This is a genomic window from Bacillus cereus group sp. Bce041 (genome assembly GCF_052646455.1).
Genome location: NZ_JBQXON010000003.1, coordinates 404,569 through 424,622, shown reverse-complemented (window position 1 = coordinate 424,622; position 20,054 = coordinate 404,569). Strand labels below are relative to the sequence as shown.

Below are 20,054 nucleotides of genomic sequence, written 5' to 3'. Positions count from 1 at the left end.
TATTAAAACGAGGTGAAAAAGAATGTTAGCAAAACGTATACCGATTCCAGTGGCAGAAGCAGTTGCACGAGTAATGAAATATGCTCATCAAGGTGAAACAGAAGAGGTTTCTCTTATAGAAAGTTACGGAAGAACGCTTGGAGAAGATGTTATTGCAGATCATGATGTCCCGCATTTTGATCGCTCTCCGTACGACGGGTTTGCGATTCGATCAGAAGATACGAAAGAAGCAAGTAGTAGTAACCCTATTCAGTTTGAAGTAATTGGTGAAATTGGAGCAGGGGTTGTTTTTACAGAAGAAGTGAAAGCATTTCAAGCTGTCCGTATTATGACAGGAGCCGCAATTCCGAGAGGGTGTAATGCGGTTGTTATGTTAGAACTAACGGAAGGATTTGAAAAAAACGAAAAGACTTATATGACATTAAAACGCTGTTTCACAGCCGGTGATAACATTTCTTTTAAAGGTGAAGATGTAAAACAAAATACTATCCTTGTGAAAGAAGGGACTGTTATTAATCCTGGAGTAGCAGCACTTCTTGCTACGTTTGGTTATAGTACGGTATATGTTATAAAACAACCAGTGATTGGAATTGTAACGACGGGTAGCGAACTGCTTGAAGTACATGAAAAATTAAAGCCAGGGAAGATTCGAAATAGTAACTCCTATATGATAGCTGCTCAAATTGAACGAGCAGGGGGGATTGTACAGTATTATGGGCAATTCGCTGACGATTTTGAGACGTGTTATAACACTGTAAAAAAGGCGATAAAAGAAGTTGATATATTAATTACAACTGGTGGTGTTTCAGTAGGAGACTATGACTATTTACCTGCCATCTATGAGAGATTACGAGCTAATGTACTTTTTGACAAAATAGCGATGCGACCAGGAAGTGTGACAACTGTAGCTGAGGTAGAAGGAAAATTACTATTTGGTCTATCTGGTAATCCTTCTGCTTGTTATGTCGGTTGTGAATTATATGTTAGACCAGTGATTGGAAAATACTTGCATAGGGAAGATTCGCACATATATCGTGCAGAGGCAATTTTACAAAAAGACTTTCCGAAAGCAAACCCATTTACTCGTTTTGTAAGAGGGAGAGTGGAAATTGTAGATGGGCAATTACAAGTTACACCAGTTGGTTTAGATAAATCTAGCGTAATTTCTTCACTTGCAGAAGCGAATGCATTTATCGTTTTGCCAGGGGGAACGAGAGGATTTAAAGCTGGAATTACTGTTTCGGTACTGTTATTAGAATCAAACAACGGAAGTGAGTGGCCGTGGGAAGAGCCGCTTCGATCATACAAGTAATAGAAAAATAGGTTGCTAACTTATATAAAGATAAGAGGTGCAAAATGACACATACGTATTATGAAGTAATTGATACACCTATTTCAATTGAAGAAGTTACAAACAAAGTAATTCGTCGTGAGTGTGGTGCGGTTACTACTTTTATTGGTACTGTTAGAGAATTTACGAAAGGTCGACGTACACTTTGTTTAGAGTATGTAGCTTATAAGACAATGGCGGAGAAACAGCTTGAGAGAATTGGCACTGAAGTAGGAGAGAATTGGCCGGGGATATATGTCGCTATTACACATCGCATTGGTACATTACAAATTTCTGATCTTGCTGTTGTCGTTGCTGTTTCTACACCACACCGGAAAGCTGCCTATGAGGCGAACGAATATATTATGGAGCGTATTAAACAAATTGTTCCAATTTGGAAGAAAGAGTTTTGGGAAGATGGTGAGTCATGGATAGGTGATCAGTTAGAGAGGGTAACATATGCAAATGGTGAGCCTAGAAAGGAGATGAGAATATGATTGAAGTGCTATTATTTGCACATTTACAGGAAGAAGTAAGTAAGTCGTCATTGCACATAGATTGTGAAAATATTACAGTTGCGAAGCTGAAGGAAGTACTCATTAAGAAATACAACATAGCAATTTCAAACGAGATTATGGTCGCGATAAATGAAGAGTATGCAAATGAGAATGACATCATTCAAACTGGCGATATCGTAGCAATGATTTCGCCAGTAAGTGGTGGTTGATTCTTTTCAGCCTAATCATGTTAGGACGTGATTAGGCTGGAGAGAATGAATATAACTATGCATACATAGGAGGGAACAGGATGAAAAGTCCTAATTTTCAATTAAGTTTACAAACTTCTAATCTAATTATCGGTTTTATGGTATGGGTCATTTTATCATCATTAATGCCTTATATAAAAGCGGATATTCCATTAACTGCGGGACAAATTTCTATGGTCACAGCAGTACCTGTTATTTTAGGCTCTATTCTTCGTATTCCAATTGGTTATTGGACGAATCGTTTCGGAGCAAGAAAATTATTCTATATTAGTTTTATTCTATTATTATTTCCTGTTTTTTATATTAGTGTTGCCAATTCTATGATGGATTTAATTATTGGTGGATTATTTGTAGGAATCGGTGGTGCTGTATTCTCTGTAGGAGTAACTTCTTTACCAAAATACTTTCCGAAAGAGAGTCACGGTTTTGTAAATGGTATTTACGGTGTCGGTAACGCCGGAACAGCAATTACTTCGTTTTTAGCACCTGTCATTGCAACTTCAGTTGGCTGGAGAACGACAGTACAATGTTATTTAGTTTTACTTGCAGCGTTTGCACTTATGAACTTTTTATTAGGTGATCGTAAGGAGAAAAAAGTGAATACACCACTAATGGAACAAATAAAAGGTGTATATAAAAATGAGAAACTTTGGTTTTTATGTATCTTTTACTTTTTAACATTCGGATCATTTGTCGCATTTACAGTATACTTACCAAACTTTCTAGTATCTCACTTCGGATTAGAGAAAGTAGATGCAGGTATGCGGACAGCCGGATTCATCGTACTCGCAACAATTATGCGCCCGATTGGTGGTTGGCTCGGTGATAAGTTTAATCCATTTAAAATATTAATCTTCGTATTTATCGGTTTAACACTTTCAGGTATTATTTTATCGTTTATGCCAAGTATGAACGTGTATACATTTGGTTGCTTACTAGTAGCATTTTGTGCAGGGATTGGTAATGGTACAATCTTCAAACTCGTTCCAATGTATTTCTCAGAACAAGCTGGTATTGTAAATGGTCTCGTATCAGCTTTAGGTGGACTAGGAGGATTCTTCCCACCGCTAATTTTAACATTACTATTCCAATTAACAGGTCATTATGCAATTGGATTTATGGCGCTATCAGAAGTCGCACTTGCTTGTTTAATCATTACAGTATGGATGTATAGCCAAGAGAAATTGTTAGTGATGTTAAAGAATCATTAATAAGGAAAAAGAACCATCCCAAAGTATATTGGGATGGTTCTTTTAGTAATAGGCTTCAACATGTTTTTATTGATATCTCAATAAACGCTTGTTTTCTATAAGAATGTGTTTTTAAAATGAAAAACAGAAGGCTTATGGAATTTTATTTTAAAATATAGAAGTCAAAAGTTATTCATTTAAAGGATAGATTAGTGAAGGAAATCTTAAATCTATTCTAAAGATCGAACTCATTTTTAGAATGCAAATATTTAATTGAATCGGGATGTTTAGATGAAAAAAATATAAGTCCACTCAAGATAAACAAGTATCAGGTGTGTTAGGTGGTTTAAGCGACAAGTATGGGATTGATGTAAGTATTCTTCGCATAGTAACTGCAGTATCAGATTTTTTTAGGGCCAAATTTTTTGGTAAGGCTAACGGATATTGTGAAAAAAGTACTACACTAAAGAATACAGTTTAGTTCAATAAGATAAAATTATGAGTTTGTATAAATAATCCATAATTTTCTTTATGAGTTATATTTGATATGTTAAAGAAAAGAGAGGGGGGGGAAATGAAATAAGAATTTTTGATGAGCATTTTCATATTATCGATTTCAGTTTTCTGATTATTGAGAACTAAGGGTGTTTTCCGATGAATGAAATGTGTCCACATTTAGTAAAGCGTTTAATCCAACTAAAATATATTTAGAATGAGGTTTTAAATGTTTGTATTTATTATATTAGACGTAATATTACCGATATTAATATTGATGCTAATTGGTGCAATCTTACAAAGAAAGTTCCAATTTAACTTAAAGCAGCTATCTACACTTATTACTTATTGCTTAATGCCAGCGGCTGTATTTGTGAATATATATGATATTCGTATAGAAACAGGTTTGTTGCTCCAGATAATATACTATTTAATGCTTTATAGTCTGAGTCTGATCATAGTAAGTCATTTCATTTCAAAAATATTAAAGTTAGAAAAAGGAGAAAGTGCAGCTCTAAAAAATAGCATTTCGTTAATGAATTCCGGTAATTATGGGTTACCAGTAAGTCAATTGATTTTCAGTCACAATCCAGTGGGGGTTTCCATTCAAATTTTTATTGTTATTTTCCAGAATCTTTTAACTTATTCATATGGGATATATAACTTACTATCAGCAACAAAAACAATCGGAGGTATTATTCAATCATTTCTAAGACTGCCTGTATTTCATGCACTCGTATTAGGGGTTTTCTTTCAATCTTTTACAATTCAAATACCTAATTCTATCTTTATTCCTCTTAATCAGCTTGCGAATGGTTTTGTTGCAATAGCACTCATATTGCTAGGGGCACAATTATCCAACATTAAGCTTAATTTTTTCCATCGAGTCATAACATGGGCTTTAATTGGAAGGTTACTGATGGGACCATTATTAGCACTTGCCGTAATATACATACTAAACATCGATGGTATTGTTGCACAATCATTATTTATTGCAAGTTCTTTTCCTACTTCAAGAAATACATCAACCATTGCTATGGAATATCAAATAGAGCCTGAATTACATGCACAAATCGTTTTATTTTCAACACTTTTCAGCATTATTACAGTAACTGTCGTTATTTATTTGTCATATATTTTGTTTTGAATATACGTGTTAAAACGAATAGATTTGAGGCGGTAAATGATGGCGGAAATCCCATAGATATGAGAAGAAAACAGTCTATGATATATTGGGTATCGTTTACAATTGTACCATGTCTGATAATCAAGTAGCTTAGCGAAAAAAGACACAATTTCGCTTATAATTGACGTTACATGAGCTTAGTTTGATAGCGGTTTTTCCGCAAAATTGTAACTAAGGGGGATTCCAAGTTGAGTAAACAGAATATCAGCACAACAGTTTCAGGAGATATAATTGTTACCCATCTAGTAGGCAATATAAAAACAGATGATGTGTATGAATGGTTTAATGGTTTTGAGCAGGTTTGTCAGCAATTCATTTCTGAAGGGCGGAAATACAAATTGTTGGTGGATAGAAAAGGATACACGCCAAATCATTTTTCTGTTCAAAAAGTATGGAAAGAGAAGTTCTTCAATGAAATCATTTTGAATAACAGTAAGGCAATTGCATTTCTCCTTGAAGAGGGGGAGATAATGGATTATTTACAACAATCTAATACGAAAGAATCTGTGAGATTTTTTGATGATTATGAACAAGCGCTAATTTGGTTGAATGAATATCCAATATAAAACCTGTATTGAAGCAGTTGCTCTCAAGCAACTGCTTTTTTGTCCGTAATTGTTGCCGTTATTTTTCTTCACAGATTCTTGTCCAATTGTTTGTCTGATCCTAAAAAACGAAACTAAAGCAAAAAGAACAAACGCCTCTAAAAAACGTTTGTTCACAGTTAATTCCTATTTTAGCTAAGTGATAGATTACATTTTATGAGTACGAGAAAGTCTTTTTATAAGTTTAGGAAGGACAGAAGTTAATTCCTGTTTCATACGCTTCGTAAACGATGGGTCCTTACCTGAAGTCGAAATAGTGACAACATATTCATCATTTCGTATAACGCCAGGTGTGTGAAACGATGATGCTGTACCATCACTTACAACGTTAACCCACTGGAAATCATGAGCGGCCTGTTTGACCATCATATTTACAGCATGTTGATTTGTAGCTGCATAAATTAGATGAGCATCTTTAATATCATCATTACTAAAAGTTTTTTGCTTCCAAGTAATATAAGGAAGTTCTTTCATTTCCTCGCAAATCTCGGGGCTAATAACGGTGACGAAAGCGCCTGTATCTTTTAATCCAGACGCTTTTCGATATGCAATTTTACCTCCACCAATGATAACGACCACTTTATTTTGCAGATTAAACATAAGGGGGTACATGTTATACATATATGCATTCCTCCATTCGTTCTAACAATGTTAATTTCATATATGTATCAAACTGTAGGCAATTACAAGTCGTCACGTGATCGTATTTTTTTGTATACAACTTAATTTTTTGAAGCAATAATCCGGTAAAGAGAAGGTAGGGCATGACATATACATGGGATGCAGTTGATGTTATAGTCTTTAGCTCAGCAGTAAAAGAGGGCGTTCCTTTCGTTAAAAAGGAGCATGATACTGGTAGACTGAGTTTTTGTTCGACAGCTGCTCCGATTTGTTGTAACTCATGTATCGGCTGAAAATCACTACTACCTCTCCCTACGAGTAAAACACTACTACCTTGCATTGGCATAGTTTCACGTATTCTTTTCACTACAAGTTCAACCATATGCGGATGCGTACTAAAAGGTTGTACAACTGAAAATGAGATATGTGGATATTGATTTTTCATTTTCGCTATCTCCAAAGGAATATCACGTTTATAGTGAGCTGCTGCAAATAATAAAACAGGTACAATCATTATTTCAGTTACTCCCTCTATTATCGTTTCTGTAACTGCATCCGAAATAGTAGGTGTCGTTAGTTCTAGAAAAGCTATTTTTTGAATTCTTTCGTTTCGCTCTTTCATAACAGATTGAATAAATTGAATGAATTGTTCATTACCTTCTTGTAGCCGGCTTCCATGTCCAACATATACAATTCCTTTCATTGTCTCACCATGTCTTTCTTCATAAGAGTTTCTTGTAATTGATGATCTACGTTATGAAACCCAACTTTATTTGCATAGTGTAAAGTTGGAACGTCGGTATACGAGAATGGGAGAGTAAGAATATTGATAAAGCCAAGGCGTTTTATTTCTGCTAGAAACGTATCAATAGAAGCACGACCTTCAAATACAATGCTATCCCATGAGAATTCAGAAAGAATACGTGAATGAATTTCATCGAAGCGATGATCAATTGTGTACTCATGAGTCATCATATAGGAACCAGCACCAATTTTTTCTTGAATAACAGCAATTCGGTTAATGTTTCGTCCTAAATAAATCGTTGAATTCGAAGAAAATTGCGCAGGTTTACTGAACAATCCATATTGCATGAGCTTTTCTTGAATAGAAAGGTTCATATACTGAAGTTCTGCCTGTAAGGAACGAATATCTTTATGATATTTACTGCATGATTGCATTAAGATGTCTACACTGTCAGCGGAACAAAATACAAGACGATCAACGTTAAAAATCTTATTGATTTGTTCAGAGGTTACTGTGTATTCTTTCTTTTTGAAAGTTGGAATTTGATATATTTCTGCACCGGACTCTTGTAACTTTTGCTTTATTGCGCTTTTTTTATTTGTTGCAGCTGCAAATAAAACTTTCTTGCCGTGCAATGGTTTACGTTCTTTCCAAGAGATTTGATTCCGCAAAGTAACAACATCACCAACAATTGTCATAGAAGGATTAGAAATATTTTCGTTTTTGACAATAGAAACAATGGTAGACAGTGTCCCTGTGACAACGCGCTGTTTACCAGTTGTACCCCATTCAATGACTGCTACTGGCGTATCTTCTTTTTTTCCTGCTTGTAGTAAGTTTTCACAAATTGTAGGTAAGTTTTTTATACCCATGTAGTAGGCAATCGTGTCGCTATTGTGAGATGAATTATATTTTCCATGATCGGTTAAGGGACCTTTTGCATGTCCGGTTAATAAAGTGACACTATTACTGTAGTCACGGTGGGTGAGGGGAATACCTGCATAGCTACTAGCGGCGATGCTAGATGTAATGCCTGGTACAATTTCATATGGAATATTTGCTGCTGCTAAAGTTTCTGCTTCTTCACCAACACGGCCAAAAATAGATGGATCTCCGCCTTTTAATCGGACAACAATTTTGCCCTCTTTCGCAAATTGAAGAAGGTGTGCGTTAATTATTTCTTGTCGCATAATATGATTCTTTGGCATTTTTCCGCAATACATAAGTTCACATGTTTGTTTTGTATAGCTAAGAAAGAAAGGGTTTAGTAAACGGTCATATAAAACAATATCTGCACGTTTTAAACACTCTATCGCTTTTTTTGTAATAAGCCCTTCATCACCTGGTCCTGCACCAACTAAATATACATATCCGTTCATAATTGCACCTCATCAATTTTTATTTAAAAGGAAGCCAGAGGAGGCTTCCTTTCGAAAATTACATGTATAAATAAATGTCACCGTCAATAACTTCTACTTCGTATGTTTGAATACAGCCGTCATCAGGTTTTTGAACTTCACCTGTTAGTAGTGAGATTTTCCAATCATGCAGTGGACAAAAGACGAATTCTCCAGACACAATCCCTTCTGCTAACGGTCCGTTTTTATGAGGACAACGATTTTCTACAGCTCGAATATCGCCATTTGAAAGGCGGAATAGGGCGATAGACATACCTTTCATTTGCACTTCTTTACCGATTTGAATAGCAAGATCTTCCGCACGCATAACTTTTATTTTTTCTTTCGTGTGTATCATTTAGATCACAGCTCCTTATTTCACAGTTTCTACTTCATACATCGCTTTTAATGATTTCGTTTCTAGTGCTTGTCCCCATGCTTCCGTATATGTTCTACGAGCTGTTTGGAAACGTTCATTTAACGTAGTAACCATACTTGCATCTTGTAGTATTTCTTTTATGTGATCGAAGCCTAAACGTTCTGTCCAGTAGGCGGTACGCTCTCCGTAAATACCAGTTTCACGATAATATTGCATGTAAGCTGCAGCGATGCGAAGGACATCATCTTCAGTAGGGACAATCATTACAAAATCAGCTTCACGTACTTCTGTACCACCATTTCCGCCAATATAAAGTTGGTATCCATTTTCGACACAAACAACGCCAAAATCTTTCGTCAGTACTTCCGCACAGTTACGCGGACAGCCCGTTACACCCATCTTCATTTTATGAGGTGTATCTACCATTTCTAATGATTGTTCAAGGAGCATACCAAGTCCTAATGAATCTTTCGTACCGAAACGGCAGAAGCGAGAACCAACACATGATTTTACATTACGAAGCGATTTTGAATATGCATATCCCGAAGTCATATGTAAGTCAGCCCATATGTTAGGTAAATCTTGTTTCTTAACACCATATAAGCCGATTCGGCTTGCACCTGTAATTTTCACAAGAGGAACATCGTACTTTTTCGCAACTTCAGCAATTTTCATTAAATCATCAGCTGTTGTAACGCCTCCGTACATACGTGGAATAACAGAGAATGTACCATCGTGCTGGATGTTACCATTCATTCTTTCATTAACGAAACGGGACGATTTATCATCTTCATATTCTTCTGGAATCGCCATACGTAAATAGTAGTTTAAAGCAGGGCGGCATTTCGAACAGCCGTCTTCATGTGCAAAACCAAGAACATTTCGTACTTCTTTTGGAGATTTTAAGCCTTTCTCGTGAATGGCTGCTACGACTTCATCACGGGATAAAGGTGTACATCCACACATACCGGCAGATTGCGCTGAGGCATCAAAAGCATCTCCAAGTGTATGAGATAAAACTTGTTCCACAAGTGGACGACATTTACCACAAGAACCTGCGGCTTTCGTACAGCCTTTAACTTCTTCAAAAGTCGTTAACTCTTGTTCTAAAATGGCGTGAACGATTGAACCTTTCGTAACACCATTACATCCACAAATCGTGTCATCCGCACTCATTGTAGCAACGTCAAATTCACTTTCTTCACCAGCTTTGTGAAGAAGGGAAGCTGGTGTATATTCTTGTATATCTTCTTCCTTCTTTAACATGCTAAAGAGACGTGTACCGTCAGCTGTGTCACCATATAAAACGATACCGACGACTTTATTATCACGAATTAATACTTTTTTATAGGAACGTTTACATTCATCAAAGATGGATATTGCTTTCGTTTGATCATCTTCATAAATTTGACCAGCAGAGAATAAATCACAACCTGCAACTTTTAATTGCGTACCGACGATACTGCCCGAATATCCATCAGTTTGTAAATTTGTTATATGTTTTGCTAGTATCGCACCTTGTTCATAAAGAGGAGCAACAAGTCCATATGCGATACCGTCATGCTCTGCACATTCTCCAACTGCATAAATGGACTCATCATTTGTTAGCATATAGTCATTGACTACAATACCGCGATTTACAATTAAACCAGCATCTTTTACTATTTGCGTATTTGGGCGTATTCCGACAGCCATTACGATTAAATCACAATCTACAACTTCACCATCTTCAAATTGAATGCCCTCAACATGGTCTGTACCAAGAATTTTTACAGTTTTCTTTTCCATTAGAAATTTCATGCCTTGCGCTTCTAAATCTTCGCGCAGAAGAGAAGCTGCTTTCGTATCTAGTTGTTGCTCCATTAAGTTTGGCATTAAATGAACAACATGTACGTCCATCCCTAAGTCAATAAGACCTCTTGCGGCTTCTAAACCAAGTAACCCACCACCAATGACAACAGCCTTTTTCTTTTCATTAGCGGTATCAATCATAAATTGTGTATCTTCAATTGTTCGAAATCCTGTTACACCAGGGAGAGTGGAACCTTCTACAGGCAAAATAAAAGCACTAGAACCTGTTGCGATAATGAGTTTGTCATATGTAAGAGTACGATTCTTTTCTGTAATAATAATTTTTTCTTCTCGGTTAATACTTTGAACTTTTTCATTTGTATACAAAGTTATTTCGTTTTCTTCATACCAACTGTATTCATTCATAATGATATCTTGCATATTTGTTTTGCCTTGTAAAACATGAGAGAGCATAATACGGTTGTAGTTTGGATGAGGTTCATCTCCAAAAATAGTAATCTCATATGAATCACTATCATGTTTTAATATTTCTTCCATACAGCGTATGCCAGCCATACCATTTCCGATCATAACTAAACGTTTTTTCATTTTCGTTTCCCCTTTTTCTGTGAAATGTTGAACAAAGGATTATGTTTTTATTATAGAAAATCAAAAAAGGAAGAGATGTGATGTTTATCACATTTTTATAATGATTCACAAATTGTTAAAATTCGGATTTATTCGAGAGGGATGTGTATAGTCTTTACCAAATGAAAGAGCAGGACATAAGTATGTATACTCATGTCCTGCTCTTTATTTATGCTCTCGTAATGGCACGTGGAAATAAAATATTATTTTCTAAATGAATGTGCTCAAATAAATCAGACTCTAGCGCTTCAAGACGTTGGTAAACAAGTCGATAAGTACCGCAAGCTCCTTCTGGAGGAGTAAAGTCATTTGTAACTTTACGAAGTTCTTTAATAATGTTGCCTGCGTGGTTATGTTCATTTTCCAACTCATCTACTACTTTACGTAATTTCACATAGTTTTCGTCAATTGGATTTTGTTCAAATTCTAAAATTAATGGGAAATCTTCTGTTTCTTCTTTAATTAAATGCTGTTCTAATTCCATCTTTAATTCGTGAAATAGCTTATGAATTTGAGCTAAGTGAGGCTGACTTGCTCCATGGACGCGTAATACTTTCGTCACATACGGACTTAACTGTGGTAATTCTTCATTTAAATAGCGATGATGCTTATTTATAACATAATCAATCAATTCACGATAAGAAGCATTTTTCCAATCAATTTCAGATTCATTTAATCGTTTCGTATTATGATAAAGCGTATTTAATTCTGTAAGTACTTCTGTTGCTGATAAATTTCTTTCATGAATTGCATCAATAAGTGGTTTATTACCACCACAACAAAAGTCTATTCTATATGATTTAAAAAGATTACTAGCTTTTGGAAATTGTGTAACAATCTCACCGACAATAGAAGTTTCAGTAAATGTATGTTCCATATGAATGCCTCCATAAAGTTTGAATGTAATATCTAAATTAAGAATAGCAATAAATGAAAAACAATGTGGTGATTGAAATCACTTATAATGTGTCAATTTTAAGGATAATCAAATGAGTTTTATAAAAGGAAGAGGGAGAGGGAATTCGTCATAATAGTTTCTGATAATAAAAAAGAAGCTTACTAGAAGCTTCTTTTTTACTACTATTTTTCACATGCAACTCCATCGCCATCACGATCAAGATGTGAGTCATAACCTGGTTGTCCTTTATATAGAGGAGCTTTCCCGGCAGCTCTAACTGCGGCACAATTTTTGTAATATGCACTACTAGTATTTCCTGAAGCAGGTTGTGTTTGAGCTTGCTGTGCTTTTTGCTCTTCTTGTTGCTTACGAGCTTGTTCATCAGCCTGACGTTTTTGCTCTTCTTGTTGCTTACGAGCTTGCTCATCAGCTAAGCGTTTTTGCTCTTCTTGTTGCTTACGAGCTTGCTCATCAGCTAGGCGTTTTTGCTCTTCTTGTTGTTTACGAGCTTGTTCATCGGCTAGACGTTTTTGCTCTTCTTGTTGTTTACGGGCTTGTTCATCAGCCTGACGTTTTTCATCCTCTTGCTTACGAGCTTGTTCATCGGCTAGACGCTTCTCATCTTCTTGCTTTTGAGTTTTTTCGTCCGCCTCTTTTTTCTTTTCGCTATCTTTGTGTTCTTCATTGTTAGAAGCAACTTTTGTACTAGTTGCTGTCGTTTTTTCAGAAGAAGAATCTGAAATACCTGATAGCGCAACAAAAATGACAAATAATACGGCTGTAATAATAAATTGTTTTTTCGCTACACCTGTTTTCTTAATAACAGATAAGATTGCTAGAACAAGGAAGAATATAAATAGAATGAAACTTAAAGTAGAAAAAAACTCGACGACGGGGTGTTCCGATTTTGTTGTACCGGCCGTTATTAATATAATAGAAATCATAAAAAGAATAACGGTAGGACGTCCATATTGTTTTGCTTTTCCATTTTTCTTAAAGAATGAAATAATACATAAGATTAAAAGAATAAAAGCAATAAAAAATAAAGTTGCAACAATATTACTTAAAATCGTCATTTTCATACCTCCATTTGTAAGATTCTTCTTATTGATTATATAGGAACTTATTGGATATTACACGTTTTATATAAATTTAGAAAGTTAATATTTTTACTAGACTTATAAACATTTATTTTGTATATAAGGAAAAATAGATATATTTCCTATTACGTTTTGAAAGAGATTTCATAAATTATAGTATATCGATTGAAAGGAGGAGATTTGAATGGAATTTCAATTGTTGGTAACTTGTATATTACAAGAAGGTAATGCTTACTTTTTAGTAACGAAGGTAGACGATGTTATTACGTTAAAAGTACCGATTACTGCGGGAGTAGCAGGTTTATTTTTAGCTTTAGGTGTACCAAGATGTTCTTAATTTAAATCTCTATAGTAGAAGGGGAAGGGACATGCCTTCCTTTTTTACTATTACATAATATAATTATGTAAACTTAAATATCATATTTGTGATAGCACGTTTGAAATGGACATGCATATACTATAATGTTTCATTGGATGTTAGCGGTGAAAGGTAGTTTTAATAAGTGCATCCAGTGATGTTTTTAAGTTATGAAAATAAAAGAGGTGCTATTATATATGAAAAGAAAAACATTTGATATTCCAGTTACATTGCGAAGAGAGTGGTTTTTACTAGAGTTAGCTTATTTAACGAAAAAATATGGAATTGAAATTGCAACTAGCAAAATGGATGCTGCACCGTTTTTAAGAGATCAAGTTACAGAATCAAAGATAGGGAAAGGGTTACAATACGATAAATATGATGATGAATATATAATTGAAAATTAAAGGGTAACAACAAAATTAAATTAATTTATAACAAATTATAAAATAAAGCAGATTCTAAATATAGAATCTGCTTTATTATGAAGTACTTGTAGTCAACTAACCTCTTTCTAGTGTTTTTCCTACATATTTCTCTTGCGTTATTCCAAAAGATTCACGAAGAATGCGAGCATAATCTTTAGATTCTATTGGTCGTTTATTTTTAGTGCCTTTAAAGGTTTCTGTATAATTTTTATTTGTTAATGATATGTGACCATAAGTAGTTAATTTACAAGTGATAGCCCCTTTATTAAAAGGAGATTCTTTATGCTCTACAATCACTTTTTGAATGTTATTCACTTTTTTCTCATCTATTGGATCTACAGTGAAAGCATAGCCTATTTTCCATTCGTTTGAAGGTTCAGATTGTAAGAAACTTGTAGATTCCCCGTTAGCTCCTTTTCTCATTTCTAAAATATGCGTACCTTTTCGAGTATTTCGCTTACGAATTCGATATTCTCCTGTTTGAGAGGAGATGACTTCTCCGTTAAAAGGGACTGGATGTAAAGGGAGATGAGATGCAAAACCTGCATCCACAACATAATCTTTATCCTCATGACTTAATATGATAATGACATGACCATCATCGGGTTTCCATTTATTATCGTACAGATCATAAACAGTACCGGCTACTTTGTATACTTGAAACCCACAATCAATTAAAAAATAATACAATAAGGAGTTTAATTCATAACAAAGTCCACCTCGTTTTTGAATAAGTAACTTTTCTATTAAGTTATCTTTTGAGATATTTTTAATAGTACCAGCCATAATGTCAAGATTTTCATAGGGGAGAATCATTCCCATTTTTAAGAGAATTTCATCTAAATCATCAAATGTTATTTCTTTTGCAGGAATTTTTAAGCGTTTAAAAAACTCCTTTTGTAAATTGGTCATCATAAAGTATTCTCCTTTCTTTTTACAGAATTTTCTTCTGCTCACCGATAGGTTAGTACTTCTAAAAAGTTAATTCAAGTGCGCGGAAATTATCATAATATATGTTTCTGGAAATGTGATTTTCTATTCTGAAATTTCAGTTTAATTTTTAATCGTAGGAAAGTCTTATAATATAAGCTCCTTTAAAATTAGTTTGTATTTAATGAAAAGAAAGTACATATCTTTATTATATTTTTAAATAACTAACTAGTAATAAAATGTTTTTTCACTAAAATTTTTTCAAGATTTGTATGCTTTATATAAACAATATTGATTTAAAAAATATCTGGATGTAGCTAAGTTAACAATTATTGAGAAACTTTTTTGTCGTATTCTATCAAAAGGAAGAGGTAGAAACAAAGAGAATAACGAGAGTTAAGGAAGAGGGTATACAACTAGTAACCTTCTAAAAATAGGGCTAACATCTTTTTAAAATAAAAGATTAGCTATTATTAAGGAAGGGAAAATATTATAAAGAACACCTTCTTTCAAAAAAATAGGGGGAGTAATATGCGACTGATGAGAAGATGTGTGGCCTTACTAATTGTATTTTTTATCATGGCTCCAACGATTAGCACAAATGTACAGGCAGAAGTTGTAAAAGAGCTTGGAAAGGGGTTTCCTGATACAGAAGTATTCACACCTGGAGAATGGTTTTTAGGCCAAAAACCTGCTAATTATGATGAGAATAAACCGCCAATTCTCTTTGTACAAGGAAGAAATGGTAATGCTGATAGTTGGTATGGAAAGACAGTATATCATGATATAAATGATATGTATGATTATGCTTTAAAAGCAGGCTATCAAACAGTGTTTATACAATTGTATGATGCAGCGGGGAAAGGTTCGGCTAGTCAGTGGGATAACGGAAAATTGTTAGCACAAAAACTGGAAGAAATATATAATCATTTCGGTAAAAAAGTTAATATTGTAGCGCATAGTAAAGGTGGTATTGATACACAAGCCGCATTAGTTGAATATGGTGCGAATCGATTTGTTGGAAATGTTATTACACTTGCTACACCGCATCACGGCTCAAATTTAGCAGATTTGTCATATAGTTGGTGGGCAGGGTGGCTTGCTTCTATATTAGGTCAAAAAGATGATGGTACGTACTCGTTACAAATAGGTGAAATGGCAAAGTTTCGTTCAATAATAGATAACAACCCAGCAGCTAAATTAAACCGTTACTATACGGCTACTGGAACTAGCTGGGGGCCAACATTTTCTGCATTATCTATGGGTGGGTTATATTTATCATCGTACGGTTCAAATGATGGACTAGTAAATGAATGGAGTGCCAAGCTATCGTACGGTACACATTTATTTACAGATTCCAGATTTGATCATGACAATATAAGAAAAGGATCAGCTGTTTTTGCACGAATTGAACCATATTTACGTACGACAAATGTGGGATTACCAGCTTTAGTAGCATCCAGCACTAGTTCAAATGAAAATCTAGAACAATTAAATACAACTTCAAATCAAAATATTTTAGGAGGCGAATTACCACAAAATCAGTGGATAGAGCAAAGTATTTCTGTTGATAAAAAGGCTGAAGGAATAGTTTCTGTACTAACTGCTTCTTCTGATGTTGAAGTACAAATGGTATCTCCAAAAGGAAAAATCTATGCAAATAAAGATAGCGCTATAACTACTAGTGAAGGCGAATCTTTCTTTAATGGGGCGACAATTAGAACATTTAAGTTTAATAAATTGGAAGTAGGCGAATGGAAAATCAAAATGATGGCGAAACAGTCGAAAGATGCATATTTAGTTGTAAGCGATTACAAGGGTGGCGCGCCATTTGTTCTTCAAATGCCTACAAAAGTTAAAGTAAATAAACCTGAGTATAAACTGAAAAAATCACCTGTAGCACCTGAAATGAAAGGGGATCTTTCCATAACAGTAAGAGTCGTTAATAAAGAAGGTAAGTTAGTCTCTGAATTTAATGAATTACAAAATGTTAATACGAATACATTTACAGGTGCTTTGAAAGATATAAAACAACCGGGAGTATATAACGTTACGATGGATATAAAAGGGATGAATAAAGAAGGAAAATCATATAATCGTACGATTGTTAAGTCGGTTTATGTAGAGAAATAAGGAAGAATAAATAAGTATAATAAAAAAGTGCAGAAATCTTGTGTTAGAAAGAATTCTGCACTTTTTTTGCGTGATGAAAGATAATAAAAGTCGAAGAAAACTGTTATTCAATAAAAAAAGATGCTGAAATAGCATCTGAATGTAAAGAAATAATATTAACTTAGTTTTGTAACTGTTAATTCAACTGAATTTATACCATTGTCACAAGTTGCAATACTTTGACGATTAAAACCACTATTATTTCTAAGTTGAAGAGTTGAATTAGCAGGCACTGTAACAATCGTTTCGCCAACAAGTTGAAGACATTCGTTATTTGATGAAGTATTCATTTGAATAGCGAAGTCACCTTGACTATTAGCAAGTGGATTATTATTTAAAAATATGGTTATGACTGGGATATGTGGAAATACAGGATTTAAAGTAGTATTAATACTGGAAATGAACGAAACTCTATAATCACCAGCTTGTCTAAAGTGTATAGTAGTGGGATTTAGTAAGGAAACGCCTCCTGCTAAAGGTCCAACGTGATTAAATGGAAAAGGATCGCCAAAAGGAACAGTTATAAATTCAGTTTGCCAAAAAGTTCCGTATGCAGGACAGCTTCGTTTATGTGAATGGTCACATGAACATTTTTTATACGAGTTTGAAGAATGATAGTATGAACCCAATATATTACCTCCTATTCTTAATAAATTTAAACCACATAGTAGTTTATGAAGGTGAATCACAATTGGCGTGTATGCTTGTACTATAAAAGGAGATAGATGTGGAATATAAAGTGGTCAAATGATGAAATGTAGTATTTGGGTATTACCTGTAACACCTTTTGAAGATGATAAGGTTCATAATTTGATAGAAAAATAAATGGAATTTCTAAATAGATGGAAGTAATGAGGATACGTTTATCCCGCTATTTTCCGAGCAGTAAGACTCCCATCTCAAAATTCAGCGAAAGCAAAGAAGTTAGGTGGGGATGAACAAAACCCCCACTCATTAAAGTTTCACTTTACTATATTAATTTCGTCTGACAAACAGCAATATTATCTTTCGCTGTATGGATGTTATCATTTGGTGAAGTTATGGCATTTAACTGTATGTATATTAGGTTATTCAGTTTATTTTTTTATTTGCGTAGCTGAGCAGGAAGAAATCAGAAAATATAGAATAATGTACATATGAAGCATCGTTTGTTTTTGGTGTGAATAGTAATTAAAGATACGCTAAAATATTTAAAATTGTAACGAAAGAGAGATTAAATAATAGAGGGAGCAACTTACATGGAAAATATATTAAAGGTATCTTCAAAATCAAGCCCAAATTCAGTCGCGGGTGCAATAGCGGGTGTACTAAGAACAAGTGGTAATGTGGAAATTCAAGCGATTGGGGCTGGAGCTATAAATCAAGCGATTAAAGCAATTGCGATTGCAAGAGGGTTCGTCGCTCCAAGTGGTATTGACTTAGCCTTCGTACCAGCATTTCAAGAGATTTCTATCAATAATGAAGAAAGAACAGCGATTAAATTAATTGTAGGCCCTAGAAAGAAAAGGTCTTAGTAGAAGAGAGTGTTACTATAAGGGGAAAAGACCAATAGACTTCCCATGTTAGATACGTTATTTTATGTAACCGATCCTTGGGTGTGGACATGGCATTATGCCGGACGCATGTCTGTTAAGTTCTCCTTAAACTTAGCGAGTGTTCTAGATACTTAAAAATGCCAAATCCTTTATGATATAAGGGATTTGGCATTTTTGATGTTTTAAAAATAAACACCCTTAAAACTGCTCATTTTTTTCCCAAGATTCAACGATATAGTATGAAAAACCTTATTATATCAAGGTTTATAAGTGTTGGTTTCCCTTGATGCTCACATTTTGCTCACATTAAATCTTTTCATTTTTTATCAGGTGTTTTCATTAGATTTTATTATGCTCTCGAAGTTTTCTGCTGCTTGTTGCTGCATGTTCTGTGTGATGTGGCTATACTTGTCTAAAGTCATTTGAATAGATGAATGTCCTAAGCGATCTTGTACGATTTTAGGATGTTCTCCAGCCTGAAGCATAAGTGTAGCATGAGTATGTCGTAAGTCGTGTATACGAATCCGAGGAACACCAGCTTTTTTATAGTGATCATTCAAAAAGCGATGAGGAGCATCTATATGTAAGGGCGAATGTATCGTATTGCCGGTGAAAATAAACGCCTCTTCATTCAAGTGTATACCCCAACGGAAAAATTCTTTCTTTTTATAGGAGTAGTAGGATTGTAACTTTCCTATAACAAAAGAAGAGATACTAATACTTCTATTTGAGGACTTAGTTTTTGTAGCAGCTTTAAATAGTCCTTTTTCTGTTTTTACAAGTGATTTATTAACCAGGATACGTTTATTATCAAAGTCAATATCTTTCCACGTTAGTGCAAGTAATTCTCCACGTCTCATACCTGTATAGATTGCGAGTAAGAAGAACATATGATACTTAATATTTTTTTCTTTTAGATACTGGAGGAATCGATTACATTCTTCACTAGACCATGTTTTCATCTCGCCTTGCTCTTCACGTGGTTTTTTTACTTTATTCATTATATTATCATGTATGATTTCCCATTCTACTGCATGTTTGAATATGCATCTGAAGCAGCGATGTATATTGCTGATTGTACCATTTGACAGGCCTTTTTCTTTAAGTTCAGCATAGTAGCTTTGAATCATTACAGGTTTAATACTTTTAATTTTTTTATAACCAAATGGGGGAAGGATATAGAGCTTTACTAAGCTCATGTCTTTCTCATAAGATGTAATTTTTAATTCAGCCTTACGAAGAGGCTTTAACTTTTCCCATACATCTAAAACAGTTAATTGTTTGTCATCAAAATATATTCCTTTCTCTATCTCTGTAATCATCGCTGCAGCAGCATTTTGGGCTTCTTTTTTTGTTCTAAATCCACTTTTACTTTTTTGCTGGCGTTTTCCTGTGGCCGGATCTATACCGATATCTATTGTAAAAGACCATGTATTTCCACGTTTACGAAAACTTCCTTTCATATTCAACACCTCCCAAA

General features: G+C 34.5%; 20 protein-coding genes and 1 pseudogene. 11 read left to right on the top strand and 10 right to left on the bottom strand.

Annotated elements, in window-relative coordinates:
- Window positions 1-22 precede the first annotated feature (22 nt).
- The 7 genes and pseudogenes from ACUN13_RS13740 to ACUN13_RS13710 all read left to right on the top strand — a co-directional run bounded on the left by ACUN13_RS13740 (window position 23) and on the right by ACUN13_RS13710 (window position 5,533).
- Window positions 23-1,312, top strand: coding sequence for a molybdopterin molybdotransferase MoeA (locus ACUN13_RS13740; protein WP_078386278.1), 1,290 nt, complete (start codon window positions 23-25; stop codon window positions 1,310-1,312).
- Window positions 1,313-1,356: 44 nt separating this feature from the next.
- Window positions 1,357-1,827: a molybdopterin synthase catalytic subunit MoaE gene (gene moaE, locus ACUN13_RS13735; RefSeq protein WP_000149962.1), complete on the top strand. Its 471-nt coding sequence runs from the start codon at window positions 1,357-1,359 to the stop codon at window positions 1,825-1,827.
- On the top strand, window positions 1,824-2,057 hold the full coding sequence (gene moaD / locus ACUN13_RS13730) for a molybdopterin converting factor subunit 1 (protein ID WP_409532274.1): 234 nt from the start codon (window positions 1,824-1,826) through the stop codon (window positions 2,055-2,057). The genes moaE and moaD overlap by 4 nt, the downstream gene beginning before the upstream one ends.
- Window positions 2,058-2,137: 80 nt before the next feature.
- Window positions 2,138-3,307 (top strand): nitrate transporter NarK, encoded by a 1,170-nt coding sequence (gene narK, locus ACUN13_RS13725; protein WP_044307180.1) that lies wholly within the window; start codon window positions 2,138-2,140, stop codon window positions 3,305-3,307.
- Between the two features lie 274 nt (window positions 3,308-3,581).
- A pseudogene (locus ACUN13_RS13720) lies at window positions 3,582-3,710 on the top strand (PspC domain-containing protein); the annotation flags it as partial.
- Between the two features lie 300 nt (window positions 3,711-4,010).
- Complete coding sequence (locus tag ACUN13_RS13715; protein ID WP_000497498.1) at window positions 4,011-4,928, top strand: AEC family transporter; 918 nt, start codon at window positions 4,011-4,013, stop codon at window positions 4,926-4,928.
- A gap of 203 nt (window positions 4,929-5,131) precedes the next feature.
- Window positions 5,132-5,533, top strand: coding sequence for an STAS/SEC14 domain-containing protein (locus ACUN13_RS13710; protein ID WP_445423853.1), 402 nt, complete (start codon window positions 5,132-5,134; stop codon window positions 5,531-5,533).
- A 186-nt stretch (window positions 5,534-5,719) separates the two neighbouring features.
- On the opposite strand, the gene ACUN13_RS13705 is transcribed toward ACUN13_RS13710, so the two are convergent.
- From ACUN13_RS13705 to ACUN13_RS13675, 7 genes are all read right to left on the bottom strand, one after another.
- Window positions 5,720-6,193: a precorrin-2 dehydrogenase gene (locus ACUN13_RS13705; protein WP_000282590.1), complete on the bottom strand. Its 474-nt coding sequence runs from the start codon at window positions 6,191-6,193 to the stop codon at window positions 5,720-5,722.
- Window positions 6,186-6,896: a sirohydrochlorin chelatase gene (locus tag ACUN13_RS13700; RefSeq protein ID WP_000676478.1), complete on the bottom strand. Its 711-nt coding sequence runs from the start codon at window positions 6,894-6,896 to the stop codon at window positions 6,186-6,188. Before ACUN13_RS13700 ends, ACUN13_RS13705 begins: the two co-directional genes overlap by 8 nt.
- The gene (locus ACUN13_RS13695; protein ID WP_001014945.1) at window positions 6,893-8,317 is read right to left on the bottom strand and encodes a uroporphyrin-III C-methyltransferase; all 1,425 of its coding nucleotides are present in this window, start codon (window positions 8,315-8,317) and stop codon (window positions 6,893-6,895) included. Before ACUN13_RS13695 ends, ACUN13_RS13700 begins: the two co-directional genes overlap by 4 nt.
- Window positions 8,318-8,375: 58 nt before the next feature.
- Window positions 8,376-8,693 carry a nitrite reductase small subunit NirD gene (nirD, locus tag ACUN13_RS13690; protein WP_000581982.1) on the bottom strand — a complete coding sequence of 106 codons (318 nt, stop codon included), beginning with the start codon at window positions 8,691-8,693 and terminating at the stop codon, window positions 8,376-8,378.
- Between the two features lie 15 nt (window positions 8,694-8,708).
- The gene (nirB, locus tag ACUN13_RS13685; protein WP_445423844.1) at window positions 8,709-11,114 is read right to left on the bottom strand and encodes an NADPH-nitrite reductase large subunit; all 2,406 of its coding nucleotides are present in this window, start codon (window positions 11,112-11,114) and stop codon (window positions 8,709-8,711) included.
- 208 nt (window positions 11,115-11,322) lie between these two features.
- Window positions 11,323-12,030 (bottom strand): iron-sulfur cluster repair di-iron protein, encoded by a 708-nt coding sequence (gene ric, locus ACUN13_RS13680; RefSeq protein ID WP_257116022.1) that lies wholly within the window; start codon window positions 12,028-12,030, stop codon window positions 11,323-11,325.
- Between the two features lie 203 nt (window positions 12,031-12,233).
- Complete coding sequence (locus ACUN13_RS13675) at window positions 12,234-13,127, bottom strand: excalibur calcium-binding domain-containing protein (RefSeq protein WP_257116023.1); 894 nt, start codon at window positions 13,125-13,127, stop codon at window positions 12,234-12,236.
- 208 nt (window positions 13,128-13,335) lie between these two features.
- On the opposite strand from ACUN13_RS13675, the gene exsG reads away from it, so the two are divergent.
- Together exsG and ACUN13_RS13665 are read left to right on the top strand one after the other, a co-directional pair.
- Window positions 13,336-13,488, top strand: coding sequence for an exosporium protein ExsG (exsG, locus tag ACUN13_RS13670; protein ID WP_000395679.1), 153 nt, complete (start codon window positions 13,336-13,338; stop codon window positions 13,486-13,488).
- A 218-nt stretch (window positions 13,489-13,706) separates the two neighbouring features.
- The gene (locus ACUN13_RS13665) at window positions 13,707-13,916 is read left to right on the top strand and encodes a hypothetical protein (protein WP_000824197.1); all 210 of its coding nucleotides are present in this window, start codon (window positions 13,707-13,709) and stop codon (window positions 13,914-13,916) included.
- Between the two features lie 96 nt (window positions 13,917-14,012).
- Here ACUN13_RS13665 and ACUN13_RS13660 read toward each other — a convergent pair whose 3' ends face one another.
- Window positions 14,013-14,852: an arylamine N-acetyltransferase family protein gene (locus ACUN13_RS13660; RefSeq protein WP_000988903.1), complete on the bottom strand. Its 840-nt coding sequence runs from the start codon at window positions 14,850-14,852 to the stop codon at window positions 14,013-14,015.
- A gap of 546 nt (window positions 14,853-15,398) precedes the next feature.
- Here ACUN13_RS13660 and ACUN13_RS13655 point away from each other — a divergent pair.
- On the top strand, window positions 15,399-17,000 hold the full coding sequence (locus ACUN13_RS13655; RefSeq protein WP_409532277.1) for an esterase/lipase family protein: 1,602 nt from the start codon (window positions 15,399-15,401) through the stop codon (window positions 16,998-17,000).
- A 155-nt stretch (window positions 17,001-17,155) separates the two neighbouring features.
- On the opposite strand, the gene ACUN13_RS13650 is transcribed toward ACUN13_RS13655, so the two are convergent.
- Entirely contained in the window at window positions 17,156-17,668 is a 513-nt protein-coding gene (locus ACUN13_RS13650; protein WP_000536147.1) for a hypothetical protein, read from the bottom strand.
- 609 nt (window positions 17,669-18,277) lie between these two features.
- On the opposite strand from ACUN13_RS13650, the gene ACUN13_RS13645 reads away from it, so the two are divergent.
- Complete coding sequence (locus ACUN13_RS13645) at window positions 18,278-18,553, top strand: stage V sporulation protein S (RefSeq protein ID WP_000427801.1); 276 nt, start codon at window positions 18,278-18,280, stop codon at window positions 18,551-18,553.
- Between the two features lie 347 nt (window positions 18,554-18,900).
- Here ACUN13_RS13645 and ACUN13_RS13640 read toward each other — a convergent pair whose 3' ends face one another.
- Window positions 18,901-20,037 (bottom strand): site-specific integrase, encoded by a 1,137-nt coding sequence (locus tag ACUN13_RS13640; protein ID WP_445423843.1) that lies wholly within the window; start codon window positions 20,035-20,037, stop codon window positions 18,901-18,903.
- Window positions 20,038-20,054 lie beyond the last annotated feature (17 nt).

What these genes read in the sequence shown, in the direction of transcription:
- ACUN13_RS13700 (WP_000676478.1), bottom strand. Translation starts at nt 6,896, where the DNA reads ATGAAAGGAATTGTATATGTTGGACATGGAAGCCGGCTACAAGAAGGT.
- exsG (WP_000395679.1), top strand. Translation starts at nt 13,336, where the DNA reads ATGGAATTTCAATTGTTGGTAACTTGTATATTACAAGAAGGTAATGCT.
- ACUN13_RS13695 (WP_001014945.1), bottom strand. Translation starts at nt 8,317, where the DNA reads ATGAACGGATATGTATATTTAGTTGGTGCAGGACCAGGTGATGAAGGG.
- nirB (WP_445423844.1), bottom strand. Translation starts at nt 11,114, where the DNA reads ATGAAAAAACGTTTAGTTATGATCGGAAATGGTATGGCTGGCATACGC.
- nirD (WP_000581982.1), bottom strand. Translation starts at nt 8,693, where the DNA reads ATGATACACACGAAAGAAAAAATAAAAGTTATGCGTGCGGAAGATCTT.
- ACUN13_RS13640 (WP_445423843.1), bottom strand. Translation starts at nt 20,037, where the DNA reads ATGAAAGGAAGTTTTCGTAAACGTGGAAATACATGGTCTTTTACAATA.
- ACUN13_RS13740 (WP_078386278.1), top strand. Translation starts at nt 23, where the DNA reads ATGTTAGCAAAACGTATACCGATTCCAGTGGCAGAAGCAGTTGCACGA.
- ACUN13_RS13675 (WP_257116023.1), bottom strand. Translation starts at nt 13,127, where the DNA reads ATGACGATTTTAAGTAATATTGTTGCAACTTTATTTTTTATTGCTTTT.
- narK (WP_044307180.1), top strand. Translation starts at nt 2,138, where the DNA reads ATGAAAAGTCCTAATTTTCAATTAAGTTTACAAACTTCTAATCTAATT.
- ACUN13_RS13715 (WP_000497498.1), top strand. Translation starts at nt 4,011, where the DNA reads ATGTTTGTATTTATTATATTAGACGTAATATTACCGATATTAATATTG.
- moaD (WP_409532274.1), top strand. Translation starts at nt 1,824, where the DNA reads ATGATTGAAGTGCTATTATTTGCACATTTACAGGAAGAAGTAAGTAAG.
- ACUN13_RS13645 (WP_000427801.1), top strand. Translation starts at nt 18,278, where the DNA reads ATGGAAAATATATTAAAGGTATCTTCAAAATCAAGCCCAAATTCAGTC.
- ACUN13_RS13655 (WP_409532277.1), top strand. Translation starts at nt 15,399, where the DNA reads ATGCGACTGATGAGAAGATGTGTGGCCTTACTAATTGTATTTTTTATC.
- ric (WP_257116022.1), bottom strand. Translation starts at nt 12,030, where the DNA reads ATGGAACATACATTTACTGAAACTTCTATTGTCGGTGAGATTGTTACA.
- ACUN13_RS13705 (WP_000282590.1), bottom strand. Translation starts at nt 6,193, where the DNA reads ATGTATAACATGTACCCCCTTATGTTTAATCTGCAAAATAAAGTGGTC.
- moaE (WP_000149962.1), top strand. Translation starts at nt 1,357, where the DNA reads ATGACACATACGTATTATGAAGTAATTGATACACCTATTTCAATTGAA.
- ACUN13_RS13665 (WP_000824197.1), top strand. Translation starts at nt 13,707, where the DNA reads ATGAAAAGAAAAACATTTGATATTCCAGTTACATTGCGAAGAGAGTGG.
- ACUN13_RS13660 (WP_000988903.1), bottom strand. Translation starts at nt 14,852, where the DNA reads ATGATGACCAATTTACAAAAGGAGTTTTTTAAACGCTTAAAAATTCCT.